The organism is Providencia vermicola, from assembly GCF_010748935.1.
GTDB lineage: Bacteria > Pseudomonadota > Gammaproteobacteria > Enterobacterales > Enterobacteriaceae > Providencia > Providencia zhejiangensis.
In genome coordinates this window covers 1,415,392-1,438,683 of the sequence record NZ_CP048796.1, presented here as the reverse complement: position 1 = coordinate 1,438,683, position 23,292 = coordinate 1,415,392, and the positions used below count along the sequence as shown (strand labels likewise).

At 38.8% G+C, this 23,292-nt stretch carries 17 protein-coding genes; 4 read left to right on the top strand and 13 right to left on the bottom strand.

Features of this window, described 5'->3' with window-relative positions; translation table 11 throughout:
• Positions 1-7 precede the first annotated feature (7 nt).
• The 13 genes from G3341_RS06135 to nadC all read right to left on the bottom strand — a co-directional run bounded on the left by G3341_RS06135 (position 8) and on the right by nadC (position 19,003).
• Entirely contained in the window at positions 8-2,434 is a 2,427-nt protein-coding gene (locus G3341_RS06135; RefSeq protein WP_163860909.1) for a fimbria/pilus outer membrane usher protein, read from the bottom strand.
• 36 nt (positions 2,435-2,470) lie between these two features.
• Positions 2,471-3,103, bottom strand: a complete 633-nt coding sequence (locus G3341_RS06130; RefSeq protein ID WP_154622350.1) for a hypothetical protein — start codon at positions 3,101-3,103, stop codon at positions 2,471-2,473.
• 25 nt (positions 3,104-3,128) lie between these two features.
• Positions 3,129-3,836, bottom strand: a complete 708-nt coding sequence (locus G3341_RS06125; RefSeq protein ID WP_163860908.1) for a type 1 fimbrial protein — start codon at positions 3,834-3,836, stop codon at positions 3,129-3,131.
• Between the two features lie 65 nt (positions 3,837-3,901).
• Complete coding sequence (locus tag G3341_RS06120) at positions 3,902-4,540, bottom strand: fimbrial protein (RefSeq protein ID WP_163860907.1); 639 nt, start codon at positions 4,538-4,540, stop codon at positions 3,902-3,904.
• 62 nt (positions 4,541-4,602) lie between these two features.
• Positions 4,603-5,235, bottom strand: a complete 633-nt coding sequence (locus G3341_RS06115; RefSeq protein WP_163860906.1) for a fimbrial protein — start codon at positions 5,233-5,235, stop codon at positions 4,603-4,605.
• Between the two features lie 898 nt (positions 5,236-6,133).
• The gene (gene acnB, locus G3341_RS06110; RefSeq protein ID WP_163860905.1) at positions 6,134-8,731 is read right to left on the bottom strand and encodes a bifunctional aconitate hydratase 2/2-methylisocitrate dehydratase; all 2,598 of its coding nucleotides are present in this window, start codon (positions 8,729-8,731) and stop codon (positions 6,134-6,136) included.
• A gap of 561 nt (positions 8,732-9,292) precedes the next feature.
• The gene (locus G3341_RS06105; RefSeq protein ID WP_154625093.1) at positions 9,293-9,646 is read right to left on the bottom strand and encodes a VOC family protein; all 354 of its coding nucleotides are present in this window, start codon (positions 9,644-9,646) and stop codon (positions 9,293-9,295) included.
• A gap of 365 nt (positions 9,647-10,011) precedes the next feature.
• The gene (lpdA, locus tag G3341_RS06100; protein WP_154625094.1) at positions 10,012-11,439 is read right to left on the bottom strand and encodes a dihydrolipoyl dehydrogenase; all 1,428 of its coding nucleotides are present in this window, start codon (positions 11,437-11,439) and stop codon (positions 10,012-10,014) included.
• Between the two features lie 204 nt (positions 11,440-11,643).
• Entirely contained in the window at positions 11,644-13,509 is a 1,866-nt protein-coding gene (gene aceF / locus G3341_RS06095; protein WP_163860904.1) for a pyruvate dehydrogenase complex dihydrolipoyllysine-residue acetyltransferase, read from the bottom strand.
• A 13-nt stretch (positions 13,510-13,522) separates the two neighbouring features.
• Complete coding sequence (aceE, locus tag G3341_RS06090) at positions 13,523-16,189, bottom strand: pyruvate dehydrogenase (acetyl-transferring), homodimeric type (RefSeq protein ID WP_154625095.1); 2,667 nt, start codon at positions 16,187-16,189, stop codon at positions 13,523-13,525.
• A 165-nt stretch (positions 16,190-16,354) separates the two neighbouring features.
• Positions 16,355-17,125 carry a pyruvate dehydrogenase complex transcriptional repressor PdhR gene (gene pdhR, locus G3341_RS06085; RefSeq protein WP_154625096.1) on the bottom strand — a complete coding sequence of 257 codons (771 nt, stop codon included), beginning with the start codon at positions 17,123-17,125 and terminating at the stop codon, positions 16,355-16,357.
• Between the two features lie 612 nt (positions 17,126-17,737).
• On the bottom strand, positions 17,738-17,860 hold the full coding sequence (locus G3341_RS20850; RefSeq protein WP_255427773.1) for a hypothetical protein: 123 nt from the start codon (positions 17,858-17,860) through the stop codon (positions 17,738-17,740).
• A 243-nt stretch (positions 17,861-18,103) separates the two neighbouring features.
• Positions 18,104-19,003, bottom strand: a complete 900-nt coding sequence (gene nadC / locus G3341_RS06080) for a carboxylating nicotinate-nucleotide diphosphorylase (RefSeq protein WP_163860903.1) — start codon at positions 19,001-19,003, stop codon at positions 18,104-18,106.
• A gap of 252 nt (positions 19,004-19,255) precedes the next feature.
• Here nadC and ampD point away from each other — a divergent pair, with 252 nt between their 5' ends.
• From ampD to G3341_RS06060, 4 genes are all read left to right on the top strand, one after another.
• A complete protein-coding gene (ampD, locus tag G3341_RS06075) occupies positions 19,256-19,804 on the top strand; it encodes a 1,6-anhydro-N-acetylmuramyl-L-alanine amidase AmpD (protein ID WP_163860902.1) in 549 nt (182 codons plus the stop codon).
• A 399-nt stretch (positions 19,805-20,203) separates the two neighbouring features.
• Positions 20,204-20,629, top strand: a complete 426-nt coding sequence (gene ppdD, locus G3341_RS06070; RefSeq protein ID WP_154635759.1) for a prepilin peptidase-dependent pilin — start codon at positions 20,204-20,206, stop codon at positions 20,627-20,629.
• A 15-nt stretch (positions 20,630-20,644) separates the two neighbouring features.
• Entirely contained in the window at positions 20,645-22,045 is a 1,401-nt protein-coding gene (locus G3341_RS06065; RefSeq protein ID WP_163860901.1) for an ATPase, T2SS/T4P/T4SS family, read from the top strand.
• Positions 22,045-23,232: a type II secretion system F family protein gene (locus G3341_RS06060; RefSeq protein ID WP_154635761.1), complete on the top strand. Its 1,188-nt coding sequence runs from the start codon at positions 22,045-22,047 to the stop codon at positions 23,230-23,232. The genes G3341_RS06065 and G3341_RS06060 overlap by 1 nt, the downstream gene beginning before the upstream one ends.
• The last annotated feature ends 60 nt before the right edge of the window (positions 23,233-23,292 follow it).

Sequence of the window (23,292 nt, the reverse complement as noted above, 5' to 3'; positions counted from 1 at the left end):
TGATAACTTATTGGCATACGGCATCAGCTTCTTCATAAAGATTTTCAGGTGAAAAATGATCTGAGACGGTATAACTCACAATACAATCATCTGAATTCACTGAACGAAGAATTAATTCATCACCAATTTGTTCATTCGTTAAAAGCGCATTTCCATTACCCATCACCGTTCCAATATACTTTCCATTTTTATTGACAAGACTTGCGCCATTAGGTGCTTCTGAACCATCTTTTAGGGTAATACTAAGTAATAGTTGTCTCATTTCCGTTGCTTTGATCTCTTTTGTGATCACACTACCTTTAGCCACCGCAACATCAAATGTGGTTGTATCAAGTCGAATATTTAATGGTAAATCTTGCGTATCAAGCTGAACGGTTGTTTTCCTATTTGTTGGTAATGCTGAAATAGCAGCAGTTCCAAAATGGTTCGTTATCGTTGTTCCACTTCCTAACGCACTAATCTTAACATTTGGCTGATTTGGAATATAAACAATGCCAAATGTATTGCTTAAAGGTAATGGTGAAGTTGCAACTAACCCATTAGAATACGCAATCGAGCCTGAAGCCGATGACATAAATGAATAAACATCATTTTCTGTCATAGAGGCATTTAGTGACAGTTGTGAATATGCATTTCTATTACTCACGCTACCATTGATACGATTAGTATCACTACTGCGACCTGCTCCTAGGGAATAATTCCATCTATCATTTGGCCGATAATGGTAATTCGCCATCAGAGTGCTACGGTCATCATAATATTGGCTTTGTAAAGTGACATTCGAGCGCTTATTTATTGGTATCGATGCATTTAAGAAATAGCGCTCCCCTTGCTCACGGCTAGATTGAAAAGAGAAATTCAACGAAATATCATAAAATTTTCGCCCATAAGCAACTGTGTGACTGACCGAATCAGGTGTATTTCCATAATAATTGTTGTGGTTCAGGCTATAACTGAAACTTCCCCACGTCATATTACCCCAGCTAGCAAACAGAGAAGTCGATGACTGAAGTTCACCACTAAACCATGGCCAATCAAATCGCTCGTCTTCAATAATGGGGAGATCTTTTTGCACTGTATCATCCAACGTTGGATACTCATTACTACGATAGAGAAATGAAGTTCCTAATGATGCACCACCGCTGGAAACTGATGTATTAAAATCAATTTGGTTACCTTGCTTTTTATCATTACGGGACGCTGTCGCACTAATGCCACCACTAACCACCACGTCTGAACCGTACGACGTATTTGCTCCACCACTCATCGATTGATATTTATCTGAATAAAGCAACCCTGCTGAATAATCTATTTGCTTATACTGCGCACTTAATTCCAAGCTACCAATCAACGGTGTATCAACTTTTTGATCACGATTAACACGGCGATACTGACCAAGAGCAAATTGATAAGATAAAGGCGATAAATTATCGGTTGCTTGATTCGATGTCAGTACTTGATATCTCTGACGTTCACCATTGTCTTGAATAATAGTGACATCGACAGGCACACCACTACTAATATTATTAATTCTATTTAATTCAAATGGACCAGCCGGTACGATAGTTCGATAAAGCAGACGACCATTTTGCTGCACTTCCACTGTTGAGAGTGAATTTGCTACTCCTGTAATTGGAACAACCAAGCGGCTATTAAGCTGTAAGGCACTATCTGAATAAATTTGAACACCATTAATTGGAATACCAGAATAATAATGACCTACGCTATTTAACTGACCAACTTCGAATTGTGACTTTAATGACTCGATACTGCGCGACAGTACTGTCTCGTTAAACTGGTATTCTGAGTTTCCTTTACTTGATGAAAAGCTACTATTATTTCGTAGAACCCAATTATTCCAATTTGCGCCAGTCTCAAACTGCCCTTGATAAAAATTTTGATTATTAGTTCCATTAATCTTCATACCATAAATACGGTAATTATTGACTAAACCAAAACCTCCATAGGTCAACTCACTCCCCTGTAATTTAGGATCAAAGTTATCCTCAGAAACAATAATATCAATAATGAATTCATTTGGACGCATCACAACCTGTGAATCAGGATAAACATCCTGAAAAATATGACATCGCTCACCAAGATGAGTCGATTTTAGTCTCAATGTTTTCTGCAAACTTTCATCGATACAAAGGTTACCACTATCATCTATTTTAGCATTTACAGAATAGCTATTGCTCCCATTTAATTTTATTGTGACATCATGATTACCAGGAAGAAACTTACTCCCTTGCATAAAAAAATCAGCGACTTCTTCACCATAGCCAAGCGCTTTCAATGAATCAATATCAAAGTCTACTTTTGAATTCTTATTTAACTTATCGCTATTCGATGAATAAGAGGACTCATTATAAAATATGAATATCAATGCAATAAAAAAATAGTAACATCGTGTTTTTTTATTAGTATATAACATACATGCTCATTGTTTTATTAGATGATTATTAAAACATTAAATACCAAATGAAAAAATCAACTCAGCATTACCATCCAGTTCAGCGCCATTAACAATAGGCCCATCCGTTTCTTTTAACGAATTCAGTTTAGCTGAAACGGTAATGTCTACAGAAAACACTTTTCCTGAAGCTGGCGTATTTTCTCCCAGCAGCCAGCCATAAGTTTTATTTTTTTTCACGGTCATAGAAGATGCTTTAGAGGCAGACATATTTTCACTTAAGAACATATCAGCTCTTTCATTATCAACGCTGGCATGACTTAGTGTTAATTGATAATTACCTATTTTACCCTGCCTATTAACATGACCTAAGCCAAAATAGCTTTCATTATCCATACGTGAAGAATCATGGCGATTATCGACTATTTTAAGAAACAGACTTACCGGTGTATTACATAAAACCTGCCATGTTTTTTTTACTTCTGGAATTTCTGTTAACTCATTTAATTTAAAATAACTAGCATGAAGCTGTGAAAATTGATAATTTCCATCATTCGGTGGAATAATGTCACAACTTGGTGGTATCACAGTTTCAGCCGGAATATTTTGGGCATATATTCCCTGGGCTTTTACAAAAACACTCAAAAAGCACATAAAAAACAACGTTACTTTTAATGAAATTAAACGCATAGATACGTGCCTAGTTTATTTATAATTAGATGCCAAAGTTAAATGTAACCACAGCTTCAGCGTTATAATTTATGCCATCATTTAGATTAATATTGGCTTTAGATAAGTCAGTTCTTGAATTAATAAACGCACCACCTTGTTTAAATGATACGGAAAAGACTTTCCCAGGAACGAGTGATTCTTGAAATTCAGATGTATCAACAGTTTCCTTTGCTACATTAGCCCAGCCATAATATTCATCTTTGGTCAGTGTATTGTCTCTAATCCCAGAAGTGGGCTTTATATTGCTATAAAGGCGACGAGCATAAACAGCCTTGTTATCTACTTCTAGATCCTCAAGTAAAAAATACACTCCACCTAGGGCTTGAGGCTCCCCCACATTAAAACGGAAATAGATATGACCGTATGATGACTTTAACGGAGTAGCCGGTAAGTTTAAGCTTTGGTATGTATCATTCGCCATAAACGTTAAATAGGTTGTTGCGTCACATGTCACTGTTACCGTGTTTTTAACTAATGATTCGCTAGGGAATATATACATATCAGATACCGGTATGACATCAAGAGATAATTTTCCCATATCATAAATAATATCTGTTTTTTCCATCCCATTAACTAAACATGTTGGTGGCTTAATATCGCCATTAACTTTTAAGTTTGCATTAATATCACCATAACTCATGCCTGAAACTAATAATGGAAATAGTGTAATGCATTTTGTCAACTTATTCATGAATAAATCAATAACCTCAGTCACTTACATAATAGATAGAATACATAATTAACTTCAGCATTAGATTAAATAGAAAAACTAAACGCTAAAGTGGCATGGCCATCTAAAGACACATCACCAGAAAAATCCTTTAAAGCACCATTTAATACTGGTATTACTTCAAAATCAGCTGCAAAAATTTGCGCAGCAGCGAATTGTGCAAATTTAGATGCCCAAAATACTTTTTTTCCAACATAGACATCTAATTGCGAATCATTAAAACTATAACCAGATGCAATCCCGACTTTAGTTTCCTCAGCATCGCTATTTGCTTTCGTTGTCGCATTTTTCATCTTAATAGAATAATAACCAATGTTTTTGCTATTATCAGTACCATACTTACCTAAACCAAATAAATTACGAGTACCTTTAATTAAAACACTATCGCTACGATTATCTGTCGCCATAAAATTTAAAACTGTTGTAGCATCACAAATTATTTCAATACGTTTAGTTTCTGGTGCTAGATTTAAATTATCTATCGTAGGAAACATTTGTGGAGATACCGTAAATTTATATTCAATATCACTTTCATCTCCATTATTAATACTACACGTTGGTGGTTTTACTGTTCCCATAATTTTTAAATTTGCATCAACATCAGCATAGCTTGCACTTAAAAAAAATAATGGTAATAACGCTACATATTTCACTGAATTGTTCATCTTTATCCGTAACCTTATTCAGTAAGGTAGGCCCCACAAGGCCCACCTTTATCTATGTAAAATTAAATAGAAAAACCAAATGACAATGTTGTATGACCATCTAAAGATACATCACCAGAATAGTTCTTTAGTTCTGCACTTAATGTTGGTTTCACTTCAAAGTCAGCTGCAAAAATTTGTGCAGCTGCAGGTACCTGTGAGGCTAATCCCCAAGATGCTTTTCTATTTTTCACTACTGAAAGCTCAGTTGCATTATAGATTGTTCCAACTAACACACCTACTTTCTTTTCTGTTGCATCAGCATTTGCTTTGGTCGTTGCATTTTTCATAGCGATAGTATAAAAACCAATGTTTTTATCATTATCAGTACCATATTTACCTAAACCAAAGTTACCATTTCCTACCGTCATAACGCTATCACTACGATTATCTGTAGCATCAAAACTTAAATAGGTTGTTGCATCACAGACTATTTCAATTCTTTTAGATTCAGGAGGTAAAACTAAAGCACCAGTAGCAGGGAACATCTGTGGTGCAACATCAAATTTATATTCCACATCAATTTCATTTTGATTATTAATAGTACATGTCGGTGGTGTTATTGAACCTGTTACTTTTAAATTAGCAACTGGAGCAGATAAAGCTGCACATGAAACAGAAATTAACGACAATGCACACAAAGTTTTCTTAAACATTTTTTTGACCTTTAATTTAATATAAAAAAAATAAAAACAAAACCCTAGCTAATAATGAATATCAGCCATTAATAAGACTACATAATCAGTAATAAAAATTACTTTCATCCAATAAAGATTATATTCAGACGCTCATTAAATTTTAATAACAAATAAAACATCACTCTTTTTTAGATGGCTTATAAACAATGAAAATTTAATGAATAAGATTTATCTCACCTTCAAATTTATTAATTCCCCTACTGCTTCACAGATGCAAACATTATAGGCAATTTATACACTAATTCATATTACACCTAATAGACGTAAAACCTAGATAGACAGATACAAAAACAAATGTAACAAAAAATTTCATCATGAAAAACAGGACAATATACTACTTTCTTAATTTCACACGCCATCCCATCTAGTTTATAAAATTAAAAGTGACGTATTATGAATAAAAAAATAATATTAAACTCTTTATTTATTTTTATTTAACAGTTGTTAATATTTACTAACAAATTATACGCAAATGGAGTGTATAATTATCGATAAAAACATACATATATTTAAATTCAATATATTTAATTATATTTATCAATGAGATAGAAAGGTCATATATCATTACTTTATTTATCAGATGTGAGAGTAACATTATTATATTGACTATTTTAGTCATTCAAAATAAGACGGCATTTGTAATAACACTAACAATTTATTAAATTCATGTTCTTTATTATTTAATCGAATAATGATGAATTCTATAAATTTTATATTTATAAATTAACTTATCTAATAGGATAACTTCATCCTTTCTCTATTACTGCTGTACATAAAATAGGTAATTAATATCATTTTTAGAGTAAAAAAAAGCCCCGAAATAAATTCGAGGCTTTTACTTTCTTCCAGATGAAAACTACACGGCGGTTTGGAAAATCACGCCATCAGCCTTCTCGGTGTACTGTTCTAACTGATCAAAGTTTAAGTAACGATAAGTATCAGCAGCAGTCTCATCAACTTTATCCATAAACTGCAAGTACTCTGAAGGCGTTGGTAAGCGACCTAATAGAGACGCTACAGCGGCTAATTCAGCAGAGGCTAAGAATACATTAGCGCCTGTACCTAATCGGTTAGGGAAATTACGTGTTGAAGTTGATACAACTGTTGCACCATCGGCAACACGCGCTTGGTTCCCCATGCATAACGAGCAGCCAGGAACTTCGATACGCGCCCCGCTCTTACCAAACACACTGTAATAACCTTCTTCAGTTAATTGCGCTGCATCCATCTTAGTTGGCGGAGCAACCCATAGGCGTGTCGGTAACTGACCTTTATGCTGATCGAGCAATTTACCTGCTGCACGGAAATGGCCAATGTTAGTCATGCAAGAACCAATGAAGACTTCATCGATTTTTTCATTTTGCACATCAGACAGTAAGCGAGCATCATCAGGATCGTTCGGCGCACATAAAATTGGTTCTTTAATTTCATTAAGATCAATTTCAATCACCGCGGCATATTCAGCATCAGCATCAGCTTCTAACAATTGTGGATCAGCTAACCAACTTTCCATGCCTCTAATACGACGCTCAATCGTACGACGATCGCCATAACCTTCAGATATCATCCATTTCAATAGAACAATATTTGATTGCAGATATTCAATGATTGGCGCTTTATCCAGTTTAATCGTACAGCCCGCGGCAGAACGTTCAGCAGAGGCATCTGCTAGTTCAAAAGCTTGCTCGACTTTCAGCTCAGGTAAACCTTCAATTTCTAGAATACGGCCCGAGAAAATGTTTTTCTTACCTTTTTTCTCAACCGTCAATAAACCATCTTTGATTGCATATAGCGGGATCGCATGCACCAGATCACGCAAAGTGATCCCCGGCTGCATCTCACCTTTAAAACGCACCAATACTGACTCTGGCATATCAAGCGGCATGACGCCCGTTGCAGCAGCAAATGCCACTAGGCCAGAACCGGCAGGGAAAGAAATACCAATTGGGAAACGTGTATGTGAGTCACCACCTGTACCAACTGTATCAGGCAACAGCATACGGTTTAGCCATGAGTGGATGATACCATCCCCCGGACGTAAGGAAACACCACCACGGTTCATAATAAAATCAGGGAGCGTATGGTGAGTTGTCACATCGACAGGTTTTGGATAAGCCGCAGTATGACAGAATGACTGCATAACCAAATCAGCGGAGAAGCCTAGACATGCTAAATCTTTCAGCTCATCGCGAGTCATTGGACCCGTAGTATCTTGCGAGCCAACAGAAGTCATTTTCGGTTCACAGTATTCACCAGGGCGAATACCAGGACGACCACAAGCACGACCTACCATTTTTTGCGCTAAAGAGAAGCCACGATGACTTTGTGCAACAGATTTAGCATGACGGAATACTTTGGTCGGTTCTAAGCCGAGAGATTCACGGGCTTTGGCTGTCAAACCACGACCAATAATCAGAGGAATACGGCCACCAGCACGAACCTCATCAATTAAAACATCCGTTTTCAGTGCAAATGTTTCAAGTAATTCACCCGTTTCATGGTGACGAACTTCACCTTTATAAGGATAGATATCAATGACATCACCCATATTCAGCTTAGACACATCGACTTCGATCGGCAGTGCACCCGCATCTTCCATCGTGTTAAAGAAGATTGGGGCAATTTTGCCACCAAGTACCACGCCACCACCACGTTTGTTTGGTACAAATGGAATGTCGTCACCCATAAACCATAGCACTGAGTTAGTCGCTGACTTACGAGAGGAGCCCGTACCAACAACATCACCCACATAAGCTAAAGGAAAACCTTTCTCGCTCAAAGCTTCGATTTGTTTAATTGGACCAACATTACCCGCATCATCAGGTTCAATACCATCACGTGGGTTTTTCAACATTGCTAGCGCATGCAATGGAATATCTGGGCGTGACCAAGCATCTGGTGCAGGGGAAAGATCATCGGTGTTTGTTTCACCAGTTACCTTAAATACGGTCACGGTTAATTTTTCGGCGAGCTCTGGGCGCTCTAAGAACCATTCTGCATTTGCCCAAGATTCTATAACTTGTTTGGCGTATTCATTTCCGGCTTTCGCTTTTTCTTCAACATCATAGAAGTTATCAAACATCAGCAGAGTATGTGACAGTGCTTTAGCGGCTATTGGCGCAAGCTTCGCATCGTCTAACGCTTCAATGAGTGCATGAATATTGTATCCGCCCTGCATTGTACCAAGCAGCTCAATCGCTTTTTCAGGGGAGATAAGAGGTGAGGCGGTTTCGCCTTTCGCGATAGCCGCTAAAAAGCCGGCTTTAACATAAGCTGCTTCGTCAACACCAGGGGGCACACGGTTGGTCAGCAGGTCTAACAGGAAATCTTCTTCACCTTTAGGTGGGTTTTTCAGTAGTTCTACTAGTGCAGCTACTTGTGCAGCATCTAATGGCTTAGGGACAATCCCTTGAGCGGCACGCTCGGCTACGTGCTTACGGTAATCTTCTAGCACGACGTTCTCCTCGCTTCATTGTAATTTATATACCCGGCTGTCTGCACCATCTTGAAAAAACATCATCCGGTGCCAGGTCAGAGGAATTTGCTCGCATAATCTCAATGGCAGTAAAATTATGTCCAGCTTCGGGCACTCAGCATAGCAGAGTTTAAATAGAATGTTAATTCATTCACAAGAAAGCAACATACTTCTACTTACTTTAGGCCCTAATCATCTATTACAGGTTGTTTTTAGTTTAAGATTCTATAATCAGTCACAAAAAGCAGATATAAACTCTAGTTAATTCAAGGTGCAGCTAGGCGACCAGTGAATCAGTCGCAAGGCGCATCAAACCCCGATGACGAGCATGACAACACCTTAATTAAAAGCGCACAACTGGCAGTAGAGCCTATAGCCACACTTTTTATAATGCATTTATACCGTTAACGCACCCTCTTTTGTGTCCTTTTTCATTAGTTATCACAAATTATATCTTTTATCGTAATTTTATTTATCTCTCTAATTGATAAGGAAAATCATTACGATTGGTTATAATTTTTTTAACGGTTTTAATTGATTTTATTGCCCTTTTAAACCAATTAAATTACCAAACGGATCTTCAAGCTGACACATTCGGTTGTTACCATCGATTCGCATTGGTCCTCGGTATAGTTTCGCACCTAAAGTGATTAGATGTTTCATTGCAGCATCTAAAGATGCAGTTTGCCAATAAAGCACGGTTCCCCGCTTACCTTCTCTGACCTTTTCATCCGCTTGCACAATTTCAATGGTGAAATTCCCTATATGCAATAACGTAAAATCAAACTCAGGGAGATACTCGGCTACCGCTTGCGAAAAAGCTTGCTGGTACCAAGCTAAACCTACGGAAACATTAGGAACATGAATTAAAATTGCAGCGGGTATCAGTTTCATGGCATTTGCTTATTGATATACGTTATGAGGATTAATCTACACTCTAAATAATTCGAGGTGCAACTATGTGACTAGTGTGAGTGAGCGCAGTCAACAACGCTGCGACTTGAAGTATAAGCGTAATTAGCGCAAATAATGTAATATTTCATGAGCCAAATACGCATTATCATTAATATTGATTTATCTTTCACTCTTAAAGACGCTTTTTATTTAAGAAAACTATTTAAATGAATATGATAATCACCCCAAAAATATAACTATCTATATACAAAAGCAAAAAGCCAATGTGCTTCCACATTGGCTTCTATCTACTTTACTGATAAACAGCGAATTAAAAAGGCTGTTTACCAAAGCGACTTAAGAAATTATTTTTTCTTTTTCGCTTTAGCGTTTGGTAAGTCAGTAATGCTACCTTCGTAGATTTCTGCCGCCATACCAATTGATTCATACAGTGTTGGGTGAGCATGGATAGTTAATGCGATATCTTCTGCATCACAACCCATTTCAATTGCTAGGCCAATTTCACCTAACAGTTCGCCACCGTTAACACCAACAACCGCACCACCGATAACACGGTTAGATTGTTTGTCGAAAATCAGTTTGGTCATACCTTCTGAACAGTCTGAAGCAATTGCACGACCTGAAGCAGCCCAAGGGAATGTTGCGACTTCATAGCTGATGTTTTTCTCTTTCGCTTCTTTCTCTGTTAGACCTACCCATGCAACTTCTGGCTCAGTGTAAGCGATAGATGGGATAACTTTTGGATCGAAATAGTGTTTCAAGCCAGAGATAACTTCAGCTGCCACGTGCCCTTCATGAACACCTTTGTGTGCCAGCATTGGTTGACCAACGATGTCACCGATAGCAAAAATATGAGGAACATTCGTGCGCATTTGCTTATCGACATGGATGAAACCACGGTCATCAACTTCGACGCCAGCTTTACCTGCATCAAGGTTTTTACCATTTGGTACACGGCCGATTGCAACAAGCACAGCGTCATAACGTTGTGGTTCAGCAGGTGCTTTTTTACCTTCCATAGAAACATAGATGCCGTCTTCTCTTGCTTCAACAGCCGTCACTTTTGTTTCTAATAGTAAGTTGAATTTTTTACTAATTTGTTTGGTGAATACTTTAACCACATCTTTGTCAGCCGCTGGGATGACTTGGTCAAACATTTCAACAACATCAATTTGAGAACCCAGAGCATGATACACAGTCCCCATTTCCAGACCGATGATACCACCACCCATAACTAACAAACGCTCTGGAACTTCTTTCAGTTCTAGTGCATCCGTTGAATCCCAAATACGTGGATCTTCATGAGGAATAAATGGTAACTGAATAGGACGTGAACCCGCAGCTATGATCGCATTATCAAAGTTGATCGTTGTGCTACCGTTTTCGCCTTCAACAACCAGTGTGTTAGCACCAGTAAATTTACCAAGACCGTTAACAACGTTCACTTTACGGCCTTTTGCCATACCAGCCAAACCACCTGTCAGCTGATTAATAACTTTTTCTTTCCACAGGCGAACTTTGGAAATATCCGTTTTTGGCTCACCAAAAACAATACCATGTTCAGCGAGGGCTTTAGCCTCTTCAATCACTTTAGCTACATGCAATAGTGCTTTAGAAGGGATACAACCAACGTTCAAACAAACTCCACCCAGAGTTGAATAACGTTCAACTAAAACAGTATCTAAACCTAAGTCAGCGCAACGGAAAGCCGCAGAATACCCTGCAGGGCCTGCACCAAGTACCACTACTTGGGCTTTAATTTCAGTACTCATCATGACCTCTTTTTGTTTTGTCCAGCGGGCTGCCGAAAAAACGAATTATTCCACCGGAAAATACACACCGCGAGCAGTTTACAGAATTGTTAACATCCTGAAAAGGCTCATTACGTGACGTGACTCGCAACGTTTCGGATGAACAGTAAAAAATTCTGCCCCAGCCTAAATAAAACAGACCGGCCTATTAGCCGGTCTTATTTATTACATCACCAGTCGGCGAATATCGCTCATCAATTGACCTACTAAGGTGATAAAGCGAGCACCATCAGCACCGTCAATCACACGATGGTCGAATGAAAGTGACATTGGTAGCATTAAACGAGGTACAAACTCACTGCCATTCCATACTGGTTTCATGGAAGAGCGAGATAGCCCCATAATAGCTACTTCAGGCGCATTAACAATTGGTGCGAAACCAGTTGTTCCGATACCACCAAGGCTAGAAATCGTGAAGCATCCGCCCTGCATATCAGAAGCCGTCAATTTACCTGCACGTGCTTTCTTAGAAACTTCCATCAGTTCGCGAGAAAGTTCCATGATGCCTTTTTTGTTCACATCTTTGATAACAGGAACAACAAGACCGTTAGGTGTATCAACCGCAATACCAATGTTGATATATTTCTTCATGAATAGGCGTTGCCCATCTTCAGAAATAGAGCTATTGAAACGTGGCATTTCTTCAAGCGCACGAGCCACAGCTTTCATGATAAACACCAGTGGGGTAATTTTAACACCTAGCTGTTTCTTCTCTGCTTCTTTGTTCTGCTGCTTACGGAACTCTTCAACATCAGTAGTATCAACGTCTTCCATCAGCGTAACGTGAGGGATCATGACCCAGTTACGGCTCAGGTTAGCACCGGAGATTTTTTGGATACGGCCCAGTTCAACTTCTTCAACTTCACCAAACTTGCTGTAATCCACTTTTGGCCATGGCAGCATACCTGGCAGGCCACCACCCGCTGCGGCAGGCGCTTCAGCACGTTTGATCGCATCTTTAACGTAAGATTGCACATCTTCACGCAAAATACGACCTTTACGACCAGTACCTTTTACCTTAGCAAGGTTAACCCCAAACTCACGAGCTAAACGGCGAATAACTGGTGTCGCATGAACATAAGCCTCGTTTTCAACGAATTCATTCTTGCTATCAGCCGCTTTCGCTGGCGCTGCCGCAGGTGCCGGAGCCGATGATGCAGGAGCCGGAGCTGGAGCCGCAGAGGCTGCTGCCGCTGGTGCTGCACCTGCCACTTCAAAGGTCATGATCAGCGAGCCAGTTTTCACCTTATCACCTGTTGCGATCTTAATTTCTTTGACTGTACCTGCAAATGGCGCTGGTACTTCCATTGACGCTTTATCGCCTTCAACAGTGATGAGTGACTGTTCTTCTGTAACAGTATCGCCAACTTTAACCATGATTTCAGTGACTTCAACTTCATCACCACCGATATCTGGTACATTCACATCTTTAATTGCAGAAGCTGCTGGAGCAGGTGCAGATGCTGACGCTGCTGGTGCAGGTGCTGCCGCTGGTGCAGAACCGGCGACTTCAAAGACCATAATTAGCGACCCAGTTTTCACCTTATCACCTGTTGCGATCTTAATTTCTTTGACCGTACCTGCAAATGGAGCAGGAACTTCCATAGACGCTTTATCGCCTTCAACAGTGATGAGTGACTGTTCTTCTGTAACAGTATCGCCAACTTTAACCATGATTTCAGTGACTTCAACTTCATCACCACCAATATCAGGTACGGATACTTCTTTTAACTCAGCAGCAGCTGCCACCGCCGCTGGTGCAGCCGGAGCCTCAGCAGGAGCCGCTGGAACGGCACCTTCTGCTGATTCAAATACCATAATTAATTTACCGGTGGTAACTTTGTCACCAACTGCAATTTTAATTTCTTTAACCACACCCGCTTGTGGAGATGGTACTTCCATAGAAGCTTTATCACCTTCAACAGTGATAAGTGATTGCTCTGCTTCTACTTTATCACCAACTTTGACCATCACTTCGGTGACTTCAACTTCATCAGCACCGATATCAGGCACTTGGATTTCAATAGACATTGATTCTTACCTCTTATGCCAGACGTGGGTTAACTTTTTCTGGGTTGATGTTGTATTTTTTAATCGCTTCTTCAACGACGTTAACATCAATCTCACCACGTTTAGCCAATTCACCTAGCGCCGCAACGATTACATAAGATGTATCCACTTCAAAGTGGTGACGTAGGTTTTCACGGCTGTCAGAACGACCGAAACCATCAGTACCCAATACACGATAATCGCTTGCTGGGATGAAAGTACGAATCTGTTCTGCAAACAGTTTCATATAGTCAGTTGATGCAACAGCTGGCGCATCATTCATCACTTGAGCAACATAAGGTACACGTGGTGCTTCAGATGGGTGCAGCATATTCCAACGCTCACAATCTTGACCATCACGCGCCAACTCAGTGAACGAGGTTACGCTATAGATATCAGAACCGATACCGTATTCAGTCGACAGCACGTTAGCCGCTTCGCGAACATGGCGCATCATTGAACCAGAACCTAACAGCTGAACTTTACCTTTACTACCTTCAATTGAAGCCAGTTTATAGATACCTTTGCGGATACCTTCTTCAACACCTTCTGGCATCGCTGGCATATGATAGTTTTCATTCAGAGTCGTGATGTAATAGTACACGTTCTCTTGTTTCTCACCATACATACGCTCTAAACCGTCCTGCATAATGACTGCAACTTCATAGGCATAAGCAGGGTCATAAGAGATACAGTTAGGGATAGTCAGTGATTGAATATGGCTATGACCATCTTCGTGTTGTAAGCCTTCACCATTTAAAGTTGTACGGCCTGAAGTACCACCAATCAAGAAACCACGAGCTTGTTGGTCACCTGCTGCCCACAATAGGTCGCCGATACGTTGGAAACCAAACATGGAGTAGTAGATGTAGAATGGGATCATCGGCAGGTTATTCGTGCTGTAGGATGTTGCAGCCGCTAACCATGATGCACCTGCACCCAGTTCGTTAATTCCTTCTTGTAGGATCTGACCTTTAGAGTCTTCTTTATAGTAAGCCACTTGCTCACGATCCTGAGGCGTATACTGCTGACCTTTCGGGCTATAGATACCAATTTGACGGAACAGACCTTCCATACCGAAAGTCCGTGCTTCGTCAGCAATGATTGGAACTAAACGATCTTTGATAGAGTTGTTTTTCAACATCACGTTTAACGCACGAACAAATGCGATAGTGGTTGAAATTTCTTTTGATTGCTCTTCTAGCAATTGGCTGAAATCAGACAATGTAGGGATTTCTAATTTCTCATCAAAGTGAGTACGACGCGCTGGCAGATAACCACCTAATGCTTGACGACGCTCATGCAGATATTTGTATTCTTCAGAATCTTTTTCAAACGTAACATATGGCAGTTTTTCGAGTTGATCATCAGCCACTGGCACGTTGAACTGATCACGGAAGTGACGAACGCCATCCATGTTCATTTTTTTCACTTGGTGAGCAATGTTTTTACCTTCTGCTGTTTCACCCATACCATAACCTTTAATGGTTTGAGCTAAAATAACAGTTGGTTTACCTTTAGTTTCTGCTGCTTTTTTAAATGCGGCATAGACTTTCTTCGGATCATGACCACCACGGTTCAGAGCCCAAATCTCATCATCAGTCATGTCTTTAACTAATGCAGCTGTCTCTGGATAACGATTAAAGAAGTGCTCGCGAACGTATGCACCATCACGTGATTTAAAGGTCTGATAGTCACCATCAAGGGTTTCGTTCATCAATTGGACAAGTTTACCGCTAGTATCTTTACGTAGCAGCTCATCCCAACGATCACCCCACATAACCTTAATAACTTGCCAGCCAGCACCGCTAAAGATACCTTCTAGCTCATTAACAATTTTGCCGTTACCTGTTACAGGGCCATCTAAACGCTGCAAGTTACAGTTAATAACGAATACGAGGTTATCTAGCTTATCGCGAGTTGCGATAGTGATTGCACCTTTAGATTCTGGCTCATCCATCTCACCATCACCTAAGAATGCATAGACTCTTTGTGCAGAAGTATCTTTCAAACCGCGGTTATCAAGATATTTCAAGAATTTAGCTTGATAGATTGCGTTAATTGGACCAAGACCCATTGACACTGTTGGGAATTGCCAGAAATCAGGCATCAGTTTAGGGTGAGGATAAGAAGATAGACCTTTACCACCAATTTCTTGACGGAAATTGTTCATCTGCTCTTCAGTTAAGCGCCCTTCTAAGAATGCACGAGCGTAAATTCCTGGAGAAATATGACCTTGGAAGAAGACCAAATCCCCGCCATCATTATTGTTATGAGCGCGGAAGAAATGGTTAAAGCAAACTTCATATAAAGTCGCTGAAGACTGGTATGATGCCATATGGCCACCCAGTTCCAAATCTTTCTTAGAAGCACGCAGTACAGTCATCACTGCGTTCCAACGAATTGCGGAGCGAATACGGCGCTCCAAATCCATGTTACCAGGGTATGCAGGCTCGTCTTCAACAGCAATTGTGTTGATATAATCAGAACTACCAGATGCACCAGCAGCAATGTTTACACCGCCTTTACGCGCTTCGCTCAATACCTGTTCGATAATGAACTGAGCACGATCAACACCTTCTTCACGGATGACCGATTCAATCGCCTGTAGCCAGTCGCGAGTTTCAATCGGATCCACGTCATTTTTCAACATATCTGACATGGTGTATTCCTTATCTGTTATCTATTTTTTAATGTTTATGTGGAGCCTATCTTCGCGCTACTTTGCAGAAAATAGCGGGAAGATAGGCCCTGCTGTTGTTGCCGCTAGAACTCTCACAGAGAGTAGTCACAGTAATACAGACGCAGCAGTCAGTAATCTGCATTACTAATTTAATTCAGGATGTTGTTGCAACCGACGTAAAGAGCGTTCACGTCTTGTTTGTTCACGGCTAATATCCAAAAGTAACTCTTCAATAAATGCTAAATGACGATGAGAAGCTTCTCTTGCCTTCTCAGGTTCTCTTGCCATTATAGCGGAGAATATCTGAGCACGATGTTCACTAACTGCTTTATACATTTCTTTACGGGTATATAAAAACTCAAAGTTCTGACGAATATTCTGTTCCAACATCGGCACCATACAGCGTAATAAGTGCAGTATGACTACATTATGTGCTGCTTCTGTGACAATAAGTTGATATTGCAAAACCGCATTAGATTCCGCATCAATATCCCCACTTTGTTGAGCTTTTATGATCAATTCATAACTTTGTCGAATACGTTCTAAATCCTCATCAGTACCGCGTAATGCGGCATAATAAGCCGCTATACCTTCAAGGGCATGACGAGTTTCAAGAAGATCGAATTGAGATTCAGGATTACCGGTAAGGAGTTCGGTTAGTGGGTCACTAAAACTTTGCCACATTTGTTTTTGAACATACGTACCACCACCTTGACGGCGTGATAATAGCCCTTTGGCTTCGAGGGTTTGGATAGCTTCACGTACTGATGGCCGAGAAACGTCGAACTGTTTTGCCAGTTCACGCTCAGGAGGCAGCTTTTCGCCGGGGCGTAATGTCCCTTCGAAAATAAGATGCTCGAGGCGCTGCTCGATGACATCCGATAATTTTGGTTGGCGAATTTTACCGTAAGCCATAACCTGCCATGATCATTAGTGATTAATTATTGATTAGGTATCACTCAGTGTTAATTGGTAATACCAATTTCATTATGGATTAATAAAGTAACAAAGTATTCACTAACTGTCCATAAAGACCTTGCGCTAAATCATAAAATCCTGCAAATTTTAACAGATTTTTTTAAAATTTAGCATGTTTTGATAACCAATTCGCCTATCACAAACACGCCAATTTAACATTTATATCGAATTTATATGCTTAAACAAAGAAGCTGAAACGATATAGTTGCAGATATTTTGAATTTAAATTCATAAAAAATGAATATTCTCTTACTGCTCTCAATCAAAGCGATACGCGCAAGAAACATACATGAGTTGGAGTGAAGAATATCGCTAACTATTCATACTATTTGTTGTTTTACTCAATATAAGAGTTGTATGGATTCACTAAAATAGCAAAATTTAACCATACAAAAATCTACAAGCAACCCGATTACATCGTATTCAGACAAGAATGCAGCCCAAAGCGTAGCCGTGTCGTTATTTTAAGCTCTCTCCACATAGATAAGCCAAAATGTCGTTTAACACCCTGAAATAAATATGTACTCTGCTTATAACTTGGTCAGTCGGTTAACCGGTTGGTTGATTGGTTGATTGGTTGATTGGTTGATTGGTTGATTGGTTGATTGGTTGATTGGTTGATTGGTTGATTACAATAGAAATAAAATCAACATCGTCAACGCATTTTGTCATGCTCAATGTTCCTTCCCTAGAAAGTCACTTCAGTGCACCAGTAAAACAATCAGTCGGCACCGTCTCTATTAAATAACGATATAGAAATCGAGGCTCACTCAATGACACCAAAGCCAGAAAATAAGGCACTTTCTCGCTTTGGTCATTCTCTTACCTAGCCATCAAGGACGAGAGTTTTGCTGTATATACAGAAGGTTAAAACTCATAAATAGGTTAAATCTACTTCCATCTATCAGTGCTTACTTATTTTTCTTCCGCAAAACGCATCGATAGATCCATCGCTTTAATGTGTTTCGTGAGCGCACCGACAGAAATGAAATCAACGCCTGTTTCTGCAAACTCTTTGATCGTGTCTAATGTTACATCTCCTGACACTTCGAGGGCGGCTTTACCAGCCGTTAGCACCACGGCTTCTTTCATCATATTAACGGTAAAGTTATCGAGCATGATGATATCTGCATCTACTTTTAATGCTTGCAGTAATTCATCTAAATTTTCAACCTCAACTTCAATTGGCACTTCAGGATGAGCTTGTCGTGCCAACGTGACAGCTTTAGCTACTGAGCCAGCAGAAATAATATGGTTTTCTTTAATTAAATAAGCATCTGATAAACCAAGTCTATGGTTATATCCTCCTCCCATTAGCACTGCATATTTTAAAGCGCTTCTTAGCCCTGGAATAGTTTTACGCGTATCTAAGAGTTTTGCTTTAGTGCCTTCAAGTTGTGCCACATATTGCGCGGTGACCGTGGAAACTGAAGACAACGTTTGAATAAAATTTAAGGCCGTTCTTTCACCAGTCAATAGGACGTGCGAAGGGCCTGACATTTCACAAAGTAGCTGGTTTGGAACCACTTTATCACCATCATTAACATGCCATGTGATATCGATTTGCCCACCAAGCTGCTTAAATACTTCCTCTAACCATTTTTGACCACAAAACACACCATCTTCTCTCGTGATAATACGAGCAGTTGCGTGGGCTGCTGGCTGTAACAGTTGCCCCGTGATGTCTTGTCGAACATCTACAATTTGGCCAAGGTCTTCTTTTAATGCATGAGTGACCATAAAAGGAATATCAGTATTTAATTTTTCAAACAGTGCTTCACGTCTTTGATTTTCGTCATAACGCCTTGTCGCCATCAATAAACTCCAATACCTGTATTGTGCTATTCGCCATCTATCCTGTCACTTCAAGGCACATGGCATGTGTGATAAACCTATCTCTCGCTTAATCAACCAAATTACTTTAGCATCTTCTTCGCTTTAACAAAAAAACACGTTATTGAATACAAACATACAACTCGAATTATTCTATGTATATGCTAATCTTTCTTCCTCACAGCGATGTTTGCAAATGAAGAATAGATAGAAAGGAATACTATGGCACTGGATATGAAAATACATAATGGTTGGTTGCAAAATGTGACCCATATCCCGTCACCACATCATGATGAACGACCAGAAAATGTGTCCCCTTCTCTTTTGGTGATCCACAACATTAGCCTCCCGCCAGGGCAGTTTGGGGGGCCTTATATCAACCAACTTTTTACTGGAACACTTAATCCAACAGAGCATGCCTTTTTCGACGAAATTAAACACCTTCGTGTTTCTGCTCATTGTTTAATTCGCCGAGATGGCGAAATTATTCAATATGTTCCTTTTCATCTACGAGCGTGGCACGCAGGACAATCGAGTTATCAAGGTAAAGAAAAGTGTAATGATTTTTCTATTGGTATTGAACTAGAAGGTACTGATTTTGAACCTTTTACTACTGCACAGTACGATTCATTAACCAAACTCACGTGTTCTCTTATCACGCTATACCCTGAAATCAGGAACCACATCACGGGGCATAGCGATATCGCCCCCAATCGAAAGACAGATCCTGGACCTTATTTTGATTGGCAACGATTTAAAACACAGTTAGCCACACACTGTTAATAAACACTATTATGAATTAACATCTCGCGGCATCTTTTGCCGCTTTTATTTATCCACTGTTTTAATCGCACCATAGCGTTTTTCAAATTGGATCTATCACATATCTTGCTAATCTCGTTTAATCGCAATAAATAATAGAAATATATAATAAGGTTCCTATTATTTTTATAATCAACTTATCCTATTTATTCTTTATACATATTATAGCTATCATACTCGCTAATAAATAAAACATGTTATTTTCCATTCAATCTGTATTTGCGAGGCTCCTCCCAAGAAAATGTAATATGTGTCATTTTCAATTTTTCATTTACATAGCCTTTCGCAAAATGAATTTTATTGAATTAAATAATCATCCCTTCCATTTTAAAGTATCCCCTCACCCAACAAGGAGGCTATATGAATCAAAAAGGATTTTCTTTAATTGAAATCATGGTCGTTATTGCAATAATTTCCATATTAAGTGCTATTGCTATCCCCGGTTATCAAGGTTATATGCAAAAGGCCGCCATAACCGATGTATTGCAAACTATTTTACCTTATAAGAATAATATAGAGATCTGTGCCTTTAATAGAGGAACACTCGCAGCCTGTAATGCAGGGAGTGAAAATATCCCCAACAATATAAAAGGAAAATATATAAAAAATATAGATGTAGCATCCGGAGTGATAAATTTCACCGCAGACAAAAATCTCGACAGTTTATCCGTCACATTAACACCAACAGTCCCGACTGATAGCTCCCCCTTTCAATGGCAAGTCATATGTGAAAGCAGCAATGATAATAAATTAAAAACGTTATGTGAAAATACATTTGTATTCTGAAAAATAGGATAAATTATGATGACCACCAGGGAACAGGATTTTATATTCAAAGAGCTTAAAAGTGTCTGTGACAAACATTATATTATTATTGTAGATTATAATAATAAACGACTGTCTATCGGTGTACCTAAAAAACCTCATGATAATGTTCTTGCGACTTTACGTTTTATTGCTGGTGTGCCTGTATGTTATGATATATGGCCAAAAGAAAAAATTGACCACTACTTCAATAAAAAATATGCAGAGATTCAAGAACCAGAAACCGTATACCATAGCCAGGAAAAAGAACAATTAGCTATCACTTCTCCAGCCGTTGATTTTGCTGAAAATATGTTGAAAGCCGCAGTAAGAAAACGCGCTTCTGATATTCATATTGAACCGACAAAACAGGGGCTGAAAATCCGCCTACGCGTTGATGGTAAACTCTATTTTATTCCATCCCCACCATTAGAAATCAATAATGAAATTATTGCACGCATAAAAATACTAGCAAAATTAAATATTGCGGAAAAACGATTACCGCAAGATGGGCAAATGAATTGGTATTTTGATGGACACAACTACAGTATCCGTTTATCAACGATTCCAACGCTATATGGAGAAAAGTTGGTTCTACGAATACAGAATACTCAGCTAAAATATTCTATTGAACAAATTGGTATGAATAATCAGTTACTGGTCAGTTTAAAGAAAAAATTATTGCAGCCACAGGGGTTAATTCTCGTGACTGGGCCTACCGGTAGTGGAAAAACAGTCACACTCTACAGTTCATTAGAATATCTCAATCAATCTTCACGTAATATATCGACTATTGAAGACCCGATTGAAATCCCATTGTCAGGCATTAATCAAATACACGTTAATGATAAATATGGGCTAAGTTTTGCACATATATTACGCGCGTTACTTCGACAAGACCCAGATATTATTATGATCGGAGAAATTAGGGATGAGGAAACAGCCCAGATTGCAACCAGAGCTGCACAAACAGGGCACCTAGTATTATCGACTTTGCATACCAACTGCACGTTAAGTGCCATTGATAGAATGACTCAACTCGGGGTGAGTAAATCACAACTCAGTTCGTGTTTAAAAATGGTCATTGCACAAAGACTCGTACGTCGATTATGCCCTAACTGTAAAGTAAAACAGCCAAAGGTCGTGCAAATAAGTGAAAATATCTCAATTAAAGAATGGTCATCGGCTGGATGTGATCTCTGTTTTGCGGGTTTTATGGGAAGAACAGCAATCTATGAATATCTGGAACAAAATGTGCTTAGCCAAATTTTTCATTATGAAAAAAATCATACTAATCATTTTCAAACGCTTTTTCAAGATGGTTTAAATTTAATCGATAGCGGAGAAACAACGCTACAAGAGCTATATTCAGTCATCGGATATGGAGAGGAATTATAATGTTTATTTATTCCTATATCGCGTTATCTCATGAAAATAATCTTATTAAAGATACCATTATCTCTAGAAATAAAAAATCTGCATTTATTGAGTTACTCGAGTCTGAACACACGCCTATTCAAATCCGTTTTAGATCGTTATTCATTCTGAATAAGAGCAACATTCATTATCGCGTCCATTTTTTTTATCAATTAAATACGCTCCTCTCCTCTGGAATTAATTTATTGCAAAGCCTATATATTTTACAAAAAAATATAAAAGATCCATTGTGGAGAAAAATCATCGCATCAGCAATTTATGATTTAAAACGTGGGAATAATCTTTCCAATAATCTTGAGAAGCACCCGAACATATTCACTCCAACAATTATCAGTTTAGTAAAAGTAGCCGAAAAAACAGGAGATTATGAAAAAACCTTTAAAATTATCGCTACCATGCTAAAACACGATGCTGAAGCCCAAAAAAAGGTTATAAAGTCACTGAGATATCCGTTAATACTCGTGTTATTGTCAATTGTGTTAGTTTTTATTATGTTAATTTATGTACTACCTCAATTTGAAACTATTTATCATAGTTTTCAACATGAGTTACCAGCGATCACTAAATTAATGATAAGCATTTCTAATTTAATCACTCAGTATTTAGTTTATTTACTGCCGATTACCCTAATTTCCTTATCACTTATTTGGCGGTTTAATGCTTATTTTTCAATATTCATGGCGAGTTTACTGTTTTATATTCCCCCGATAAAAAAACTCATTGAAATAAATAATCTCAATATATTTTTTCTAACCTTATCCTCTACACTAGGCGCGGGACTGCCATTAACAGAATGTCTGAAATGCACAGCAGAGACGATCCATACACCAATCTATAAAAAAACTAGCTTATTGGTATATCAATCTGTGTTAAAAGGAGAATCATTGTCTAATGCCGTTAAACATAACTCTTTTTTCCCCGCAATAGTCTATCAATTGATTGCGGTGGCAGAAGAGTCAGGCCAACTACCTCACTTTTCACAATACTTATTTACTCATTTTTCAACTCAACATACCGCCCTCATGGAAAAATCACTCAAAAACTTAGAACCCATATTGCTCCTATTAATGGCCTTACTTGTTGGGAGCATAATGGTCGCAATGTACCTCCCTATATTTAATTTAGGAAATGTTATAACAACCATTTGATATAGTTAATTATAGGATAGCATTTTATCTATTTATGCTATAAAACTACCTACTGACGGT

Coding starts and splice junctions, on each gene's coding strand:
- lpdA (WP_154625094.1), bottom strand. CDS start 11,439: ATGAGTACTGAAATTAAAGCCCAAGTAGTGGTACTTGGTGCAGGCCCT.
- aceE (WP_154625095.1), bottom strand. CDS start 16,189: ATGTCAGATATGTTGAAAAATGACGTGGATCCGATTGAAACTCGCGAC.
- G3341_RS20850 (WP_255427773.1), bottom strand. CDS start 17,860: ATGACAAAATGCGTTGACGATGTTGATTTTATTTCTATTGTAATCAAC.
- G3341_RS06130 (WP_154622350.1), bottom strand. CDS start 3,103: ATGCGTTTAATTTCATTAAAAGTAACGTTGTTTTTTATGTGCTTTTTG.
- G3341_RS06115 (WP_163860906.1), bottom strand. CDS start 5,235: ATGTTTAAGAAAACTTTGTGTGCATTGTCGTTAATTTCTGTTTCATGT.
- G3341_RS06105 (WP_154625093.1), bottom strand. CDS start 9,646: ATGAAACTGATACCCGCTGCAATTTTAATTCATGTTCCTAATGTTTCC.
- G3341_RS06135 (WP_163860909.1), bottom strand. CDS start 2,434: ATGTTATATACTAATAAAAAAACACGATGTTACTATTTTTTTATTGCA.
- ampD (WP_163860902.1), top strand. CDS start 19,256: ATGAAAATACATAATGGTTGGTTGCAAAATGTGACCCATATCCCGTCA.
- G3341_RS06125 (WP_163860908.1), bottom strand. CDS start 3,836: ATGAATAAGTTGACAAAATGCATTACACTATTTCCATTATTAGTTTCA.
- ppdD (WP_154635759.1), top strand. CDS start 20,204: ATGAATCAAAAAGGATTTTCTTTAATTGAAATCATGGTCGTTATTGCA.
- nadC (WP_163860903.1), bottom strand. CDS start 19,003: ATGGCGACAAGGCGTTATGACGAAAATCAAAGACGTGAAGCACTGTTT.
- G3341_RS06120 (WP_163860907.1), bottom strand. CDS start 4,540: ATGAACAATTCAGTGAAATATGTAGCGTTATTACCATTATTTTTTTTA.
- pdhR (WP_154625096.1), bottom strand. CDS start 17,125: ATGGCTTACGGTAAAATTCGCCAACCAAAATTATCGGATGTCATCGAG.
- aceF (WP_163860904.1), bottom strand. CDS start 13,509: ATGTCTATTGAAATCCAAGTGCCTGATATCGGTGCTGATGAAGTTGAA.
- G3341_RS06065 (WP_163860901.1), top strand. CDS start 20,645: ATGATGACCACCAGGGAACAGGATTTTATATTCAAAGAGCTTAAAAGT.
- G3341_RS06060 (WP_154635761.1), top strand. CDS start 22,045: ATGTTTATTTATTCCTATATCGCGTTATCTCATGAAAATAATCTTATT.